The 14,708-nt window shown below is 69.9% G+C and carries 9 protein-coding genes; 3 read left to right on the top strand and 6 right to left on the bottom strand.

Annotated elements, in window-relative coordinates; genetic code table 11:
- The 6 genes from F813_RS13740 to F813_RS0112865 all read right to left on the bottom strand — a co-directional run.
- The coding region (locus F813_RS13740) for a hypothetical protein (RefSeq protein WP_038060349.1) at nt 1-258 on the bottom strand (258 nt) is incomplete at its 3' end.
- Between the two features lie 74 nt (nt 259-332).
- Entirely contained in the window at nt 333-821 is a 489-nt protein-coding gene (locus tag F813_RS14235) for a DUF2321 domain-containing protein (protein ID WP_081601318.1), read from the bottom strand.
- 291 nt (nt 822-1,112) lie between these two features.
- The gene (modC, locus tag F813_RS0112880; protein ID WP_017926874.1) at nt 1,113-2,219 is read right to left on the bottom strand and encodes a molybdenum ABC transporter ATP-binding protein; all 1,107 of its coding nucleotides are present in this window, start codon (nt 2,217-2,219) and stop codon (nt 1,113-1,115) included.
- Nucleotides 2,216-2,908: a molybdate ABC transporter permease subunit gene (gene modB, locus F813_RS0112875; RefSeq protein ID WP_017926873.1), complete on the bottom strand. Its 693-nt coding sequence runs from the start codon at nt 2,906-2,908 to the stop codon at nt 2,216-2,218. The genes modC and modB overlap by 4 nt, the downstream gene beginning before the upstream one ends.
- Before the next feature lie 6 nt (nt 2,909-2,914).
- Nucleotides 2,915-3,673 (bottom strand): molybdate ABC transporter substrate-binding protein, encoded by a 759-nt coding sequence (modA, locus tag F813_RS0112870; protein WP_017926872.1) that lies wholly within the window; start codon nt 3,671-3,673, stop codon nt 2,915-2,917.
- A 260-nt stretch (nt 3,674-3,933) separates the two neighbouring features.
- Nucleotides 3,934-5,187: a NupC/NupG family nucleoside CNT transporter gene (locus F813_RS0112865; protein WP_017926871.1), complete on the bottom strand. Its 1,254-nt coding sequence runs from the start codon at nt 5,185-5,187 to the stop codon at nt 3,934-3,936.
- Between the two features lie 145 nt (nt 5,188-5,332).
- Between F813_RS0112865 and recC the strand changes: the two genes are divergently transcribed.
- From recC to recD, 3 genes are read left to right on the top strand one after another with little or no spacing between them, the layout of a single operon-like run.
- Entirely contained in the window at nt 5,333-8,854 is a 3,522-nt protein-coding gene (gene recC, locus F813_RS0112860) for an exodeoxyribonuclease V subunit gamma (protein WP_017926870.1), read from the top strand.
- On the top strand, nt 8,851-12,573 hold the full coding sequence (gene recB / locus F813_RS0112855) for an exodeoxyribonuclease V subunit beta (protein WP_017926869.1): 3,723 nt from the start codon (nt 8,851-8,853) through the stop codon (nt 12,571-12,573). Before recC ends, recB begins: the two co-directional genes overlap by 4 nt.
- Nucleotides 12,570-14,609 (top strand): exodeoxyribonuclease V subunit alpha, encoded by a 2,040-nt coding sequence (gene recD / locus F813_RS0112850; protein ID WP_017926868.1) that lies wholly within the window; start codon nt 12,570-12,572, stop codon nt 14,607-14,609. Before recB ends, recD begins: the two co-directional genes overlap by 4 nt.
- Nucleotides 14,610-14,708: the final 99 nt, after the last annotated feature.

Here is a 14,708-nt window from a genome sequence, read left to right as displayed (position 1 = left end):
CCTTAGATCAGGGGATCCGCAATGATCGCACACATATGTGCTGAAAGCGCCAGTCTTGAGTTCTTGTAGTTGCTTCTCCAGCTTCTCTACTTGCGCAGTATCCTGCTCAAGCTGCTTCTTTAGGCGCGAATTTTCCTCTGACAATTCGTAGCGTGAAGCCTGAAGGCTCTCATACTGTTCCTTCAGGGCTTCTAAGCGCTCCTTGAGGATCGCCGAAGATCCGTGTTCGTTTATGAGCCTTTCAAGTAGCTCCAGCATTATCTATCCTTCCATGCACATAACGCAGCGTCGTTGGGCGCCCGAGTTCGCGTTGTTGTTTGGCATTATTAGTTTCAGGGCCCGAACAACGACTTCTTGACAGCTTCGGTGACAACGTTAATCAGTATCGCTTTCATACCATCATAGGCCTCGGATCCAGCTTTCTTCATTAACTTCTTGAAACGAGTCTCTGCGACAACTGTTTTCGGTGTTTCTCGCACTAAATCTGGAAAGCTGTCTTTGAGCTGTTGTCGTTCCTCCCAGCTAAGCCCTTCGAGTTCGTCAGCCAGTTCGGCTGCAGCTTCCAAACTTGCGACTGTCCAAGGGTATGCTTCGCCACAGTTGTAACAATATCGGGGCTTGTCGTAATCAAAAAAACCGATCACTCCGGGCACATGATAATAACCCCGGATGGGTGCGTGACATCCAGCACACGCAGTGATAGTTTTGGCTCCGCATTCTGCGCAATGCTTTTGATTGGACTGCGGCGAGGAACTAGCCAGGGTGTTCACAACATGGCCGTTCAGACAGATTTGCGCGGTGTCGTAATAGCTATCGCTCATGCTTTCCCTCTTGATGCCCAACAGTGATGGGATAGCGCGCACGGATATTGGTTGAATGTGCGCGCTATATATCCCGGATGAGGTGGCGGCACGAATGGGCGTGTAGTCAGCGGGTTATGGTGCATGGGCGACGATGGATCCTGGATATGTTGCGGCGTAGACAGGTTGCGGGAGGCGGTAGGTCGGGTCTGCGCCGTCTAGCATGGTCGTCAGGTGGATTCTGGCACGGGCGGTGTGGGTTTGCGAGGGGAGCCGGTGGTTCGTCGGATGGGCGGTGTGCGCACGGGCCGTTCAGTCGAGGAAGGCGACGGATTTGACGAGGGCGTGGGCGCGGGTGCCGGGCTGGAGGGCAAGGCGTTCGGTGGACAGGCGGGTGAGTTCGGCCATCAGGGTCTGGCCGTCGTCCTGCCGGCAGGTGGCAAGCACACGCGCGGGTCCGTGGTGGCCCGGCGCCTCGTCCAGCGACTCGATGGTCACGGGGATGATGTTGAGGATGGAGACGTCCTGGGGTGGAGTCAGGGCGATGGAGACGTCGCGGGCGTCGATGCGCAGGCGGGCCGGGCGGCCGGCGCCGTTGGTGGCGCCGGGGGTGGACGGTACGCGGTAGCGGGCCTCGGGTGGGCCGAAGGGATGCAGGCCGTGGGCGTCCGCCGGGCCGAGTTCGCCTTGCAGGACGGAGACGGCGCCTTCGTCGCGGAACAGGGGGGAGTCGGCGCGGGCCAGCGCCTCGCGCAGGGGTTCCAGGCGTTCGAGTTGGCCGTCGTGCATGAAGGCGACGCGGGTGGCGAGGCGTTCGACCTCGTCCGGGGCGTGGGTGACTAGCAGGCTGGGGATGCCGGTCTCTTCGGACAGGCGGGCGAGGAAGGGCATGATCTCGCGCTTGGTCTGGGTGTCCAGGGCGTTCAGGGGTTCGTCGAGCAGTAGCAGGTCGGGGCTGGTGAGCAGGGCGCGGCCGAGGGCGACGCGCTGGCGCTGGCCACCGGAGAGCTGGTCGGCGCGGCGCTCCAGCAGGTCGTCGATCCCGAGCAGGCGGGTGACCTCGTCCAGGTGCAGGCGGCGCAGGGGCTCCGGCGTGCGCTTGTAGCCGTAGAGCAGGTTGCCACGCACGCTTAGGTGCGGGAGCAGGGTGGATTCCTGGAACACGAGGCCGACGCGGCGGCGGTGCAGCGGGACGAAGGTCTTGCCGGACTGCCAGGCGGTGTCGCCGAAGTGCACCTCGCCGCCGGGCGGGTGTTCCAGGCCGGCGATGATGCGCAGGAGGGTGGTCTTGCCGCAGCCGGAGCGGCCGAACAGGGCGGTGACGCCCTCCAGCGGGAAGGCGGTGTCCACGTCCAGCGTGAAGCCGGGGCGTTCCAGCCGGGCCTTGATGCGCAGAGTGTCGGTTGTGGGCCGGGTCACAGGCGCACCGTGTCGAAGCGGCGGTTGATCGCGTAGACGATGAACAGCACGGCGAAGGCGAAGATCAGCAGTCCGAAGGACAGGCGATGGGCGGAGTCGAAGTCCATCGCCTCGGCGTGGTCGTAGATCAGGATGGACAGCACCTGGGTCTCGCCGGGGATGGCGCCGCCCAGCATCAGGATCACGCCGAACTCGCCGAGCGTGTGGGCGAAGGCGAGCGTGGCGGCGACGATGAAGCCGCCGCGGGTCATCGGCAGGATCACGGTCACGAAGCGGTCGATGCGCCCGGCGCCCAGCGAGCCGGCGATCTCCACCGGGCGACGGCCGAGGTTGGCGAAGGCCTGCTGCAGCGGCTGCACGGCGAACGGCAGGGAGTAGATGACTGAGCCGATCAGGATGCCCTGAAAGGTAAAGGCCAGGTGGTTCAGGCCCCAGCTCTCCAGCGTGCTGCCGACCGGTCCGGCCGGGCCGAGCAGTACCAGCAGGTAGAAGCCGAGCACGGTGGGCGGCAGCACCAGCGGCAGGGCGACGAGGGCCTGCACCGCGGTACGCACGCCGGGGGAGCCGCGCCCGTTGGCCAGCCACCAGGCGATCGGCGTGGCGATCACCAGCAGGATCAGCGTGGTGTAGAGCGCGAGCTTGAGGGTGACCTCGATCGCCATCCAGTCCGTGGGGCTCAGCTCGAACATATTCGGTTACGAATCTCCAGGCATCTCGAAGCCGTAGCGGCGCATGATCTCGCGGGCGGTGTCGCGGCCCATGAACCCGGCGAAGCGGTGCGCGGTGTCCTTGTCCGCGCCGCGGCGGGTGATCACGAAGCCCTGGGTCAGGGGTTCGTGCAGCGCGTCGTCGATCAGGTAGTGCGGGTGCTCGGCGAGATCGGGGAACTCGGCGAGTGACAGCGCGATGATGCCGATGTCCGCGCCCCCGGCCTGCACCATGCGCGCGGTCTGGGCGATGTTGTCGCCGTTGACGATCTTCGGCTGCAGCTCGTCCCAGACGCCGGCGGCCTTTAGCGCCTCCTTCGCGCGCACGCCGTACGGGGCGTGCGTGGGCGAGGCGATGGCCACGCGGCGGATGTCGTCGCGCGTCAGGTCCTCCAGCGTCAGCTCGGAGGCATCCGTGCGGTTGCTCCACAGCACGATGCGGCCGATCGCGTAGACGGACGGCTCGGTGACGGCGGCACCCTCCGCGTAGAGCCGCTTCGGGTAGGCGATGTCGGCGGAGAAGAAGAGGTCGTAGGGCGCGCCGTTGAGGATCTGCGTGGTCATGCGCCCGGAGGAGCCGTAGGTCACGCGTACGCGGTCGTCCGGATATTCCTCGCGGTAGGCCTCCACGATCTCGTCCAGGGCAAAGCGCAGGTCCGAGGCGGCGGCGATGGTCAGTGGCCCGGAGGCGTGCGCCAGGCCGGGCAGCAGCAGGACGAGGGTGAGGAGGAGGGCGCGCAGGTGCATGCTGTGGGGGCTTCCCGGTGGTTGGGTCCAGGTGGGTTCGGGTGGTTCCAGTCGCGATTACTCGCTGCGCTCGCCCTTCGGGCCGGCCTTCGGCCGTTCAACGCAGCTTCGCTGCTTTTGTGCTTCGTCGCGGTGCTCCTCGCAGTGACGGTGAGGCTGGGGATATGCGGTTCGTTATATTTCAGTTTGCATATCGCCAGGCAGAAGCCTACACCGGAACGGCCTCCGGCTGCCAACGGTTTGGCAGAGCCCGCCACGCGTCAGGCGATATGCACGATCCCGACCACGGCGCCGGTCATCAGCGTGGCCAGCGTGCCGGCAACGATGGCGCGGATGCCCAGGCTCACGATCTCGCTGCGCCGCTCCGGCACCAGTGCGCCGAGGCCGCCGATCAGGATGCCGAGGCTGCCCAGGTTGGCGAAGCCGCTCAGGGCATAGATCAGGATCAGCTCGCTGCGCGCGGACAGGGCGTCGTCGCCCAGCTCCGCCATCTGCAGGAAGGCGACCATCTCGTTGAGGATGGTCTTGACGCCCAGCAGCGAGCCGGCGGTGGTGGCCTCGGCCCAGGGGATGCCCATCAGCCAGGCCAGCGGGGCGAAGACCCAGCCCAGGATGCGCTCCAGGCTCAGCGCGGCCCCGGCGACCTCCGGCAGCGCACCCAGCATCACGTTGACCAGCGCAACCAGGGCGATCACCACGATCAGCAGCGCGATGATCTGCAGCAGCAGTTCCAGCCCGCGCAGGGTGCCGCGGGTGATCGCGTCCATGGAGCTGGTGGCGCCCTCGGTCTCGGGGAGCAGCTCGCCGGCGGTGGAGGGCGCGGTCGGTGGAATCATCACGGTGGCGATCAGCAGCGCGGCCGGCAGGCTGATCAGTGAGGCGACGATCAGGTGGCCCAGCGCGTCGTCCAGCACCGTGCCGATGATGGTCGAGTACAGCACCAGCATCGTGCCGGCCAGCGTCGCCATACCCACACTCATCAGTGCGAACAGCTCGCTGCGGGTCATCTGGCGCAGGTACGGGCGGATCACCAGCGGGGATTCGACCATGGAGAGGAACACGTTGGAGGCCGTACCCACGCCCAGCGCCCCGCCGATACCGAACGCCCGCTGCAGCACCAGCGAGGCCCCACGGATCAGTACCGGCAGCACGCGCCAGTAGAACAGCAGCGCGGACAGGGCCGAGAGCACCAGCACCAGCGGCAGCGCCTGGAACGCGAGGATGAAGTTGTTGGCCGGATCGTCGACCGCGAACGGCGGGTCGTCCCCGCCGATATAGCCGAACACGAACGAGGTGCCGGCCTGCGTGGCATCGGTCAGCGCGATCACGACCTGGTTGAGCCACAGGAACGCATGCTGCGCGCCGGGGACGCTCAACAGCAGCACGGCGATCCCGAACTGCAGCCCCAGCCCGGCCAGCACCTCGCGCCAGGGGAAGCGTGTCTTGTGTTCGCTCAGCAGCCAGGCGATGGCCACGAACGCGAGCAGTCCCAGCCCGGCTTGCAGTGCCAGCATGCGCCTTCCTTTATTCTGTGACGGCGTTCAAAAACCGCACAGGATACCGGCTTTCACACGGATGCCAACGGGGCGGGCGCGCGGGCCTGCACATTGGTAGGGTAGGCCCATCACACGGGGCACACACAGGGCACAAGGAGCAAGGGTGACGCAGTCCGGCGATCTGCAGCCAGGGATGGTGGTGCTGCACGGCAACCATCTGGAGTCGCTGCGTGCCCTGGTGGTCGAGTGGATGCAGCGCGCGCCGCTCGGCCCGCTGGAGAACGAGACCCTGCTGGTGCAGAGCAACGGCATGGCGCAGTGGCTGCGCTATGCCCTGGCCGCGCATCCGGATGCCGATCCGCCCGGCTGTGGCATCGCCGCCGCGCTGGACATGCAGTTGCCGTCGCGCTTTGTCTGGTCCGCCTACCGGGCGGTGCTCGGGCCGGAGGCCGTGCCGCTGGAATCGCCGTATGCCAAGCGCCCGCTGATCTGGCGTCTGATGCGCCTGCTGCCGGAGTGCCTCGCGCGCCCGGAGTTCGCCCCGCTGGCGCGCTTTCTTGCCGATGACGACCCGCGCGACGGCGGCGACCTGCGCAAGCGCCACCAGCTCGCCGAACGTCTGGCCGACCTGTTCGACCAGTACCAGGTCTATCGTGCCGACTGGCTGACCTCCTGGGCCACCGGGCGCGATGTCCTGCGCGCCGCGCGTGGCCGCGAGACCCCGCTGGCGGAGGGCGATCGCTGGCAGGCCGCGCTGTGGCGCCTGCTGCGCGAGGACATCGGCGAGGGCCCGGCCGACACCAGCCGGGCCACGGTACACGCCCGCTACCGCGAGGCCGTGCAGGGCCTGAGCGAGCGTCCGCCGGGCCTGCCACGGCGGCTGATCGTGTTCGGCATCTCCTCGATGCCTGGGCAGATCCTCGAGGCGCTGGAGGGGCTGGCGGGCGTGTGCCAGATCCTCGTCTGCGTGCACAACCCCTGCGAGCACTACTGGGCCGACATCGTCGCCGACAAGGACCTGCTGCGCGCGACGCGCCAGCGCCAGGCACGCAAGGCCGGGATGCCCAGCGTGCTGGACGACGCCGAGCTGCACCAGCATGCGCACCCGCTGCTGGCCGCCTGGGGCAAGCAGGGCCGCGACTACATCGGCCTGCTGGACGAACACGACGACCCCACCGCCTACGACGCGGTGCTGCAGACCCTCGCCTGGAAGCGGGTCGACTACTTCGAGCCGCACGGCGGCGACTGCCTGCTGCACCAGCTGCAGGACGACATCCGCGAACTGCGCCCGCTGGGCGAGACCCGCGAGAGCTGGCCGGCCGTGGCGCCGGACGACGACTCCATCCAGTTTCATGTCGCCCATGGCCCGTTGCGCGAGGTGGAGATCCTGCACGACCGCCTGCTCGCGCACTTCGACGCCGACCCGGACCTGCGCCCGCGCGACGTGATCGTGATGGTCCCGGACATCGACGCCTACGCCCCGCACATCGAGGCCGTGTTCGGCCAGCTCCCGCCGGACGACCCGCGCTACATCCCCTACACCCTGTCCGACCAGGGGCCGCGCGGGCGCGACCCGGTGCTGATCGCGCTGGAGCGCCTGCTGTCGCTGCCGGAGAGCCGGATGGGCGTGGCCGAGGTGCTGGACCTGCTGGATGTGCCGGCGCTGCGCCGGCGATTCGGGATCGCGGAAGAAGACCTGACCACCCTGCACCGCTGGGCCGAGGGGGCGGGGGTGCGCTGGGGCCTGGATGCCGAGCAGCGCGCGGGGCTTGGCCTGCCGGAGGGGCTGGAGCAGAACACCTGGCGCTTCGGCCTGCGCCGGATGCTGTTGGGCTATGCATCCGGGGGCGCGGGGGCCTGGCAGGGGCTGGAGCCGTTCGACGAGATCGGTGGAATCGAGGCCGCCCTGCTGGGGCCGATGGATGACCTGATCACCGCACTGACGCAGACATGGGACTGGCTGCGCCATGCCCATACGCCTGGCGAATGGAATACCCGGCTGCGCGAACTGCTGGATACCTTCTTTGCCGGCGAGACCGATGCCGAACTGTTCACGCTGGGGCGCCTGCGCGAGGCGCTGGACCAGTGGCAGGCCGACTGCGCAGAGGCGGAACTGGACGACCCCCTGCCGCTGGGCGTCGTGCGCGAGCAGTGGCTGGCCAGCCAGGAGGACAGCGGTCTGGGGCAGCGCTTCCTGGCCGGCTCGGTGAACTTCGGCACGCTGATGCCGATGCGCGCGATCCCGTTTCGCATCGTCTGCCTGCTGGGCATGAACGACGGCGACTATCCGCGCAGCCCGACCCCGGTGGACTTCGACCTGATGCGCCGCGACTACCGCCCGGGCGATCGCTCGCGGCGCGAGGACGACCGCTACCTGTTTCTGGAGGCATTGCTGTCCGCGCGGCGGCAGCTGCATGTGAGCTGGGTGGGCCACAGCGCGCGCGACAACGAGTCGCAGCCGCCCTCGGTGCTGGTCGCGCAGCTGCGCGATCACCTGACCGCCGGCTGGCGGCTCCAGGGCGCCGAGGAGGCCGGTGCTCCGAGCAGGGACGACCCGCTGCTGGACCACCTGACCACCGAGCACACCCTGCAGCCGTTCTCGCCGGCCAATTTCCCCCCCGACCCGGCGCAGGCCCGGTACTTCACCTACGCGCGCGAGTGGGAGGCGGTTCACCACGGCGACGAGACCCCGGCGCCGGGCGCAATCGAACTGCCGCCGCCGGACGCAGCCGACGACGAACGCGTGCTGGGCCCGGATGCGCTGATGCGTTTCCTGCGCGACCCGGCGGAGGCGTTCTTCCGCCATCGGCTGGGCGTGGTGTTCGATCGCGAAGAGGCCCCGAGCGAAGATCTGGAGCCCTTTGCACTGGCCGGGCTGGAGCAGTGGCAGGTGCGCGAGGCCCTGGTCGCGGCCGCGCTGGACCACGGCGAGGACCCCGAGGGCTGGGGCCCGGTGCTGGAGGCCGAGGCCGCGCGGCTGCAGCGCGCCGGGGCGCTCCCGCTGGGTGCCGCCGGCGAGCTGGAACGCGACGCGATGATCGCCGAGTCCGGGCGTCTGCTGGAGCGTATCGGCCTGCGTCTGGCGGCCTGGCCGGAGCGGCTGCCGCCGGTGCCCGCGGTGCGTCTGGGGCAGGGGGGCTGGACGCTGGAGGGGGCCGGCCCCGCTCTGCGTGGCGCGGCCGGGCAGGCCGTCTATCTGGACTACACCGTGAGCAAACTGAAACAGAAAAAGGACTGGCGGGTGGACAAGCTGGCCAAGCCCTGGCTCGAACACCTGCTGGCAAACCAGGGCGCGGGCGAAGGCAGACCGGTCGCCACCGAGGTGATCGGGCTGGATACCGCGCTGCACCTGCCGGGTCTGGGGCCGGAGCAGGCCCGCGAGCACCTCGGGGCCCTGGTCGAGGGCTGGGCGGCCGGGCTGGAACGCCCGTTGCCGGTGGCCTGCGCCACGGCCTTCGCCTGGCTGCAGGCCGAGGCGAAGGACGATCCCGATCCGCTGGCGCGGGCGCGCAAGATGCTGGTCGGGGACGACTTCAGCCCCGGTGAATGGGCCCGGAGCCCGGCTCTGGCGCGTGCCTGGCCGGACCCGGAGGCGCTGCTGCAGGACCCGGCGTTCGGGCACTGGCGCGACCGGCTGTACCGGCCGCTGTTCGAGGCGCTGGCCGCCGGGGAGGCGATGGAATGAGTGCAGGCGCGCAGCCGCTGGAACTGATGGAACTGCCGCTGCACGGCAGCCGCCTGATCGAGGCCAGTGCCGGCACCGGCAAGACCTACACCATCGCCGCGCTGTATCTGCGGCTGGTGCTGGGCCACGGCGAGCTGCCGGAGGGTGCCGGCGAGCTGACCCCGCCGCAGATCCTGGTGATGACCTTTACCGAGGCCGCCACCCGCGAGCTGCGCGAGCGCATCCGCGCCGTGCTGGCGCGCGGGGCGCGCATCCTGCGCGGCGAACCGGCCCCGGCCCACGAGGCATTGTGGCCGGCGCTGCTGGACGCCTACCCGGATCCGGCCGCCCGCGCCGGGGCCGCGCGACGGCTGGAGCTGGCCGCCGAGTGGATGGACGAGGCGGCGGTCTCGACCATCCACGGGTGGTGCTATCGCATGCTGCGCGAGCATGCCTTCGACAGCGGCAGCCTGTTCAACCAGCGCCTGGAGGCGGACCAGGGGGAGCTGGTGGCCGAGGCGGCGCGTGACTACTGGCGCCGCTTTGTCTATCCGCAGCCGGCGGATCACCTGCGTCTGCTGCGCCAGGCCTTTGGCGAGGGGCCCGACGATCTCCTGGCCAAGGTGCGGCCCCTGCTCGGGCACCTGTCGGACACGGTGGGGCTGGAGCCGTACCGGACGCCGGACGGATTGTACGCCGAGCTGGCCACGCGCCTGGCGCGCCTGGCCGAGCTGAAGGCGGTCTGGCGCGAGGATGCCGCCGAGGTGGAACGCCAGTTCCGCGCCCTGCATGCCAGCGCGCTGAATCGCCAGCAATACCAGAAGCCGGATGACCTGATCGCGGCGATGCACGCCTGGGCCGAGGACCCGGCCGCGCTGCTGCCGGAGAAGGTTGGCGGTACCCCGGTGCTGGAGCGCATGTGCGAGCAGGGCATGGGCGAGCGGCTGAAGAAGGGGCAATCGCTGCCGGATGACCTGCACCCGGCCTTCGCCGCGCTGAATGCCGCGCCCGAGGTCTGCGCGGACGACAGCGAACGCCTGCTGCAGGCGGCGTCCGTGGAGATCGATCGCCAGTTCCGCCAGGCCCAGCGCGTGCGGGTGCAGATGGGTTTCAACGACCTGCTGCTGCGTCTGCGCGATGCCCTGGACGGCCCTGGTGGCGAGGCGCTGGCCGAGACGCTGCGGCGTCAGTTCCCGGTCGCCCTGGTGGACGAGTTCCAGGACACCGACCCGGTGCAGTACCGCATCCTGGAACGCGTCTATCGCATCGAGGACAACCCGGCCGAGCAGGGCCTGCTCCTGATCGGCGATCCGAAGCAGGCGATCTACGGCTTTCGCGGCGCGGACATCCACAGCTATCTGAAAGCACGGCGTGCGACCGCCGGACGGCACTACACCCTGCCGCGCAACTTCCGCTCGACCGCGCGCCTGGTCGGCGCGGTGAACCGCCTGTTCGCCCACGCCGACGGCTGGCCGGAGGGGGCCTTTCTGTTCGGCCAGGGCGCTGCCGGCGAGCTGCCGTTTCACCGGGTGGATGCCCAGGATCGCGGTAAGCGTCTGGAACACGACGGAGCCGAGGTGCCGGCGCTGACCCTGTGGTGCACGGACCCGGGCACGTCGGTCGGCACGGGCGTCTATCGCGAACAGATGGCCGCTGCGGCGGCCGAGCAGATGGTGCGCCTGCTCAATGGCGGGGCGGACGGGACCTGCGGGTTTCGCGATGGTGAGGGGTGGCGGCCGGTTCGCCCGCGGGATATCGCCGTGCTGGTGCGCGGCCGGGTGGAGGCGCGGTTGATGCAGGAGGCGCTGCGCGCGCGGGGGGTGCGCAGCGTGTACCTGTCGGAGGGGGAGTCGGTCTTTGCCACCCCGGAGGCCGGGGACCTGCTGCGCTGGCTGCGGGCCTGTGCCGAGCCGACCAGCGAGCGCCTGCTGCGCGCGGCGCTGGCGACCCCGACGCTGGGGCAGTCGCTGGCCGATCTGCACCGGCTGACCACCGACGAGCTGCGCTGGGAGCACCGCGTCGAGCAGTTCCGCGAGTACCGCCGCCTGTGGCAGACGCGCGGTGTGCTGCCGATGCTGCGCCGTCTGTTGCACGACTTCGATGTCCCGCGCCGGCTGTTGGCCAGTGCCGATGGCGAGCGCGCGCTGACCAACCTGCTGCACCTGAGCGAACTGCTGCAGCGCGCGGCCGCCGAGCTGGATGGCGAACAGGCCCTGATCCGGCACCTGATCGAGCACCGCGAGGGCGAGCGGGCGGCGGCGGACGAGCAGGTACTGCGCCTGGAGAGCGACGAGGACCTGGTCAAGGTGGTCACGCTGCACAAGTCCAAGGGGCTGGAGTACCCGCTGGTGTTCCTGCCGTTTGTCTGCGCGTTTCGCGCGGTCGACCCGAAGAAGGACGTGCCGCGGATCGACCGCCCGCCGGGTGGCAGGCCGCGCTGGATCTTTCGCATGGACAGCCGTGCCCAGGAGCGCGCCGATCGCGAGCGCCTGGCCGAGGACCTGCGCCTGCTGTATGTGGGCATGACCCGCGCGCGCCACGCCTGCTGGATGGGGCTGGCGCCGATTGTGTCGGGGCGGGGTAAAGAGAACGAGCTGCACCGCAGCGCGGTCGGCTACCTGCTGAACGGCCCGGAGCCGATGCCGAACGGCGAGCTGGAGGACCGGCTGCAGGAGGCCCGTGGTGACGAGTCCGCGATTGCGATCGAACCCCTGCCCGAGATCACGGGCACGAGCGTGCGGCTGGCGCAGCAGACGGCGGCCCCCGGGCGGGCCCGCACCCCGACACGTCCGGTACGCGAGCCCTGGTGGGTGGCCAGCTACAGCGCCATCGCACACCCGGACGAGGCCGATGCGCCGACGCCGCTGGTTGCCGACCCGGTGGCCCCGGATTCCGCACTGGAGGACTTGCTGCGTGAACGTTCGGAGTCTCCCGGTGCCGGGGCGGATCCGTCCCACGGGGTGTCGCGGCCCGAGGTGCCGGTGGCCGGCGGGTTGCACGACTTTCCGCGCGGGCCCGCGCCGGGGACCTTCCTGCACGGTCTGCTGGAATGGGCGGCGGAGCAGGGCTGGGAGGCCGTGGTCACTGACCGGGCCCGGCTGGACGACGAGGTGCGAAGGCGCTGCGAGCAGCGCGACTGGGGTGACTGGGCGCCCGTCGTGCAGGACTGGATGCGCCGGCTGATCACGGCCGAGTACGCGCTGGCCTCCGGCGGCTCGTTCCGTCTGGACGGGCTGGGCGTGTATCAGCCGGAGCTCGAGTTCCTGTTCGAGACGCGCTGGCTGCAAAGCCGGCGGCTGGATGCCGCCGTGTGCGAGCAGCTGCTGCCCGGACAGGCGCGGCCACCGGCGGGCGACCGGCTGTTGAACGGCATGCTCAAGGGCTTTGTCGATCTCGTCTTCGAGCACGAGGGCCGCTATTACGTCGCGGACTACAAGTCCAACTGGCTGGGGCCTGGCCCCGACGCCTACGGGCCCGAGCGCCTGCGCGACGCGGTGCTGGAACACCGCTATGACCTGCAGCTGGTGATCTACACCCTGGCCCTGCATCGCCAGCTGCAGGCGCGGATGCCGGGGTACGACTACGACCGCCACATGGGGGGCGGGGTGTACCTGTTCCTGCGCGGAATCGACGCGCCGGGGCGCGGCGTGTTCCATGACTGCCCGCCACGGGCACTGATCGAGCAGCTGGACGGCTGGTTCGCCGAGGGGCCGGATCGGCCGCGGGAGGCGCGGGCATGACGGCCGAGCGCGCATTGCAAGACACCGGGGCGCTGCTGGATCTGCTCGGGGAGTGGGAGCATGCGGGCTGGGTGCGCGGCGTCGACCGCGTGCTGGTGCGTTTTCTGCGCGAGCAGGTGCCCGCCGCACCGCCGCTGACGCTGTTGCTGGCGGCGCTGACCAGCCACCAGGCCGGGCGCGGGCATGTCTGCCTGGACCTCGACGGTCTGCTGGAGGCCCCGGACCGGATGCTGTCGCTGCCGCCGGAAGGCGCGGAGCGGGGGCTTCCTAGGCCCTCGGATGTGCTGCGCGGCCTGGACCGTGCGGCACTCGACACCGCGCTGGAAGGGCATCGGATCTGCGGTGTCGACGCGGACGCCGGGACGCCGCTGGTGCGGGCGCAGGATCGGTTGTATCTGCGTCGCTACCGCGAGGCCGAGCGCCGGATCGGGGAGGCGGTGGCCGGACGCCTGCGCGAGCAGCCGGCCTGGCGCGAAGGGCTGGATGCGGATGTGCTGCGCACCTGGCTGGATCGGCTGTTCGGTCCGGCCGACGAGGCCGATGGCGAACCGGACTGGCAGCGCCTGGCCTGCGTACTGGCGGCCGGATCCGGGTTCAGCGTGATTACCGGCGGGCCGGGCACCGGCAAGACCTACACGGTGCTGCAACTGCTTGCGCTGCTGCAGGGGTTGCAGGGGGAGGGCGAGCCGCTGCGTATCCGCCTGGCGGCGCCGACCGGCAAGGCCGCCGCCCGGCTGAACGCCTCGGTCGCGGGGGCGGTGGACGCGCTGGGACTGGAACGCTTCCCCGGCGGCGAGCGTCTGCGGGCCGCGATCCCGCGCGAGGTGGTCACGCTCCATCGCCTGCTGGGCGCGCGACCGGATACCCGACGCTTTCGCCACGATGCGCGCAATCCGCTGCCGGTGGACGTGCTGGTGGTGGACGAGGCCTCAATGGTGGATCTGGAGCTGATGGCCAGCCTGATGGTCGCGGTGCCGGCCCATGCGCGGCTGGTGCTGTTGGGGGATCGCGACCAGCTCGCCTCGGTGGAGGCCGGGGCGGTACTGGGCGAGCTGTGCGCACGGGCCGACGGAGGGCATTACACACCGCAGACGGTTGCCTGGGTGCGCGAGGTGGCCGGGCTGGAGCTGCCGGCACGCTACGTGGACGAGGACGGGCGCGCGCTGGATCAGCATGTGGCGATGCTGCGCCGCAGCCGCCGCTTCGGCGCGGACAGCGGGATCGGCCGCCTGGCCGCCGCGGTGAACGACGGCACGGCCGAGGTGACGGGCCACCCGGGCGAGGATGTCTACGCGGCGGTACTGCAGGGCCCGGACGATCCGGCCCTGCTGCGGCGCGTGCTGGACGGGGCCGGGCATGCCGACGCGGCACCGTTCGGGGTGGTCCGCTATCTGGAGCATTTGACGGCCGGACGCCCGGCATCCCGCGATGCGCGCGGCACGTGGGAGGAATGGGCGCGCGGCACGCTGCGCGAGCACGGGCGTTTCCAGTTGCTGTGCGCCGTGCGCGAGGGGCCCTGGGGCGTGGACCGCATGAACCGCCGCGTCGCCGGGGCGTTGACGGCGCGTGGGGTATTGCAGGCGGAGGGTGTCTGGTACGAGGGCCGCCCGGTGATCGTCACACGCAACGACTACGCGCTGGGGCTGATCAACGGCGACATCGGCGTGACCCTGCGCGTGCCCGCCTGGCTGGCTCGGGGCGACGCGGGCCCCGGGACGGGAGATAAAGCGGAGACTGCGCTGCGTGTGGCCTTCGTCGCGGCCGATGGGCACGTACGTTGGATGATCCCGCAGCGCCTGGAGTCCGTGGAGACGGCATTCGCGCTGACGGTGCACAAGTCCCAGGGTTCGGAGTTCGAGCATGTCGCCTTCCTGCTGCCCCCGCCGGAGAGCCCGCTGCTGACGCGCGAGCTGGCCTACACCGCGATCACGCGCGCGAGCGGCTGGCTGAGCCTGTTCGAGTCGCAGCCGGGTGTGCTTCGGCAAGCGAGTCTGCAGCCAACCCGGCGTAGCGGGGGATTGCGGGCATGGCTGTAGCGCTATCCAGGTGCCGCGTTTCCTTAACAAGGGTTGTTTACCTGTGGCCTCGGGGCACGCTACGGTGGTCTCAAGCACCGTTTTGGCGCCATTTTGGCC

Origin of the sequence: Thioalkalivibrio sp. HL-Eb18 (genome assembly GCF_000364985.1) — a bacterium.
Classification (GTDB): Bacteria; Pseudomonadota; Gammaproteobacteria; order Ectothiorhodospirales; family Ectothiorhodospiraceae; genus Thioalkalivibrio.
The sequence above is the reverse complement of the archived record's forward strand: the minus strand, read 5'-3'. Positions and strand labels throughout refer to the sequence as shown.

What these genes read in the sequence shown, in the direction of transcription:
- modB (WP_017926873.1), bottom strand. Translation starts at nt 2,908, where the DNA reads ATGTTCGAGCTGAGCCCCACGGACTGGATGGCGATCGAGGTCACCCTC.
- F813_RS14235 (WP_081601318.1), bottom strand. Translation starts at nt 821, where the DNA reads ATGAGCGATAGCTATTACGACACCGCGCAAATCTGTCTGAACGGCCAT.
- recD (WP_017926868.1), top strand. Translation starts at nt 12,570, where the DNA reads ATGACGGCCGAGCGCGCATTGCAAGACACCGGGGCGCTGCTGGATCTG.
- F813_RS0112865 (WP_017926871.1), bottom strand. Translation starts at nt 5,187, where the DNA reads ATGCTGGCACTGCAAGCCGGGCTGGGACTGCTCGCGTTCGTGGCCATC.
- recB (WP_017926869.1), top strand. Translation starts at nt 8,851, where the DNA reads ATGAGTGCAGGCGCGCAGCCGCTGGAACTGATGGAACTGCCGCTGCAC.
- modA (WP_017926872.1), bottom strand. Translation starts at nt 3,673, where the DNA reads ATGCACCTGCGCGCCCTCCTCCTCACCCTCGTCCTGCTGCTGCCCGGC.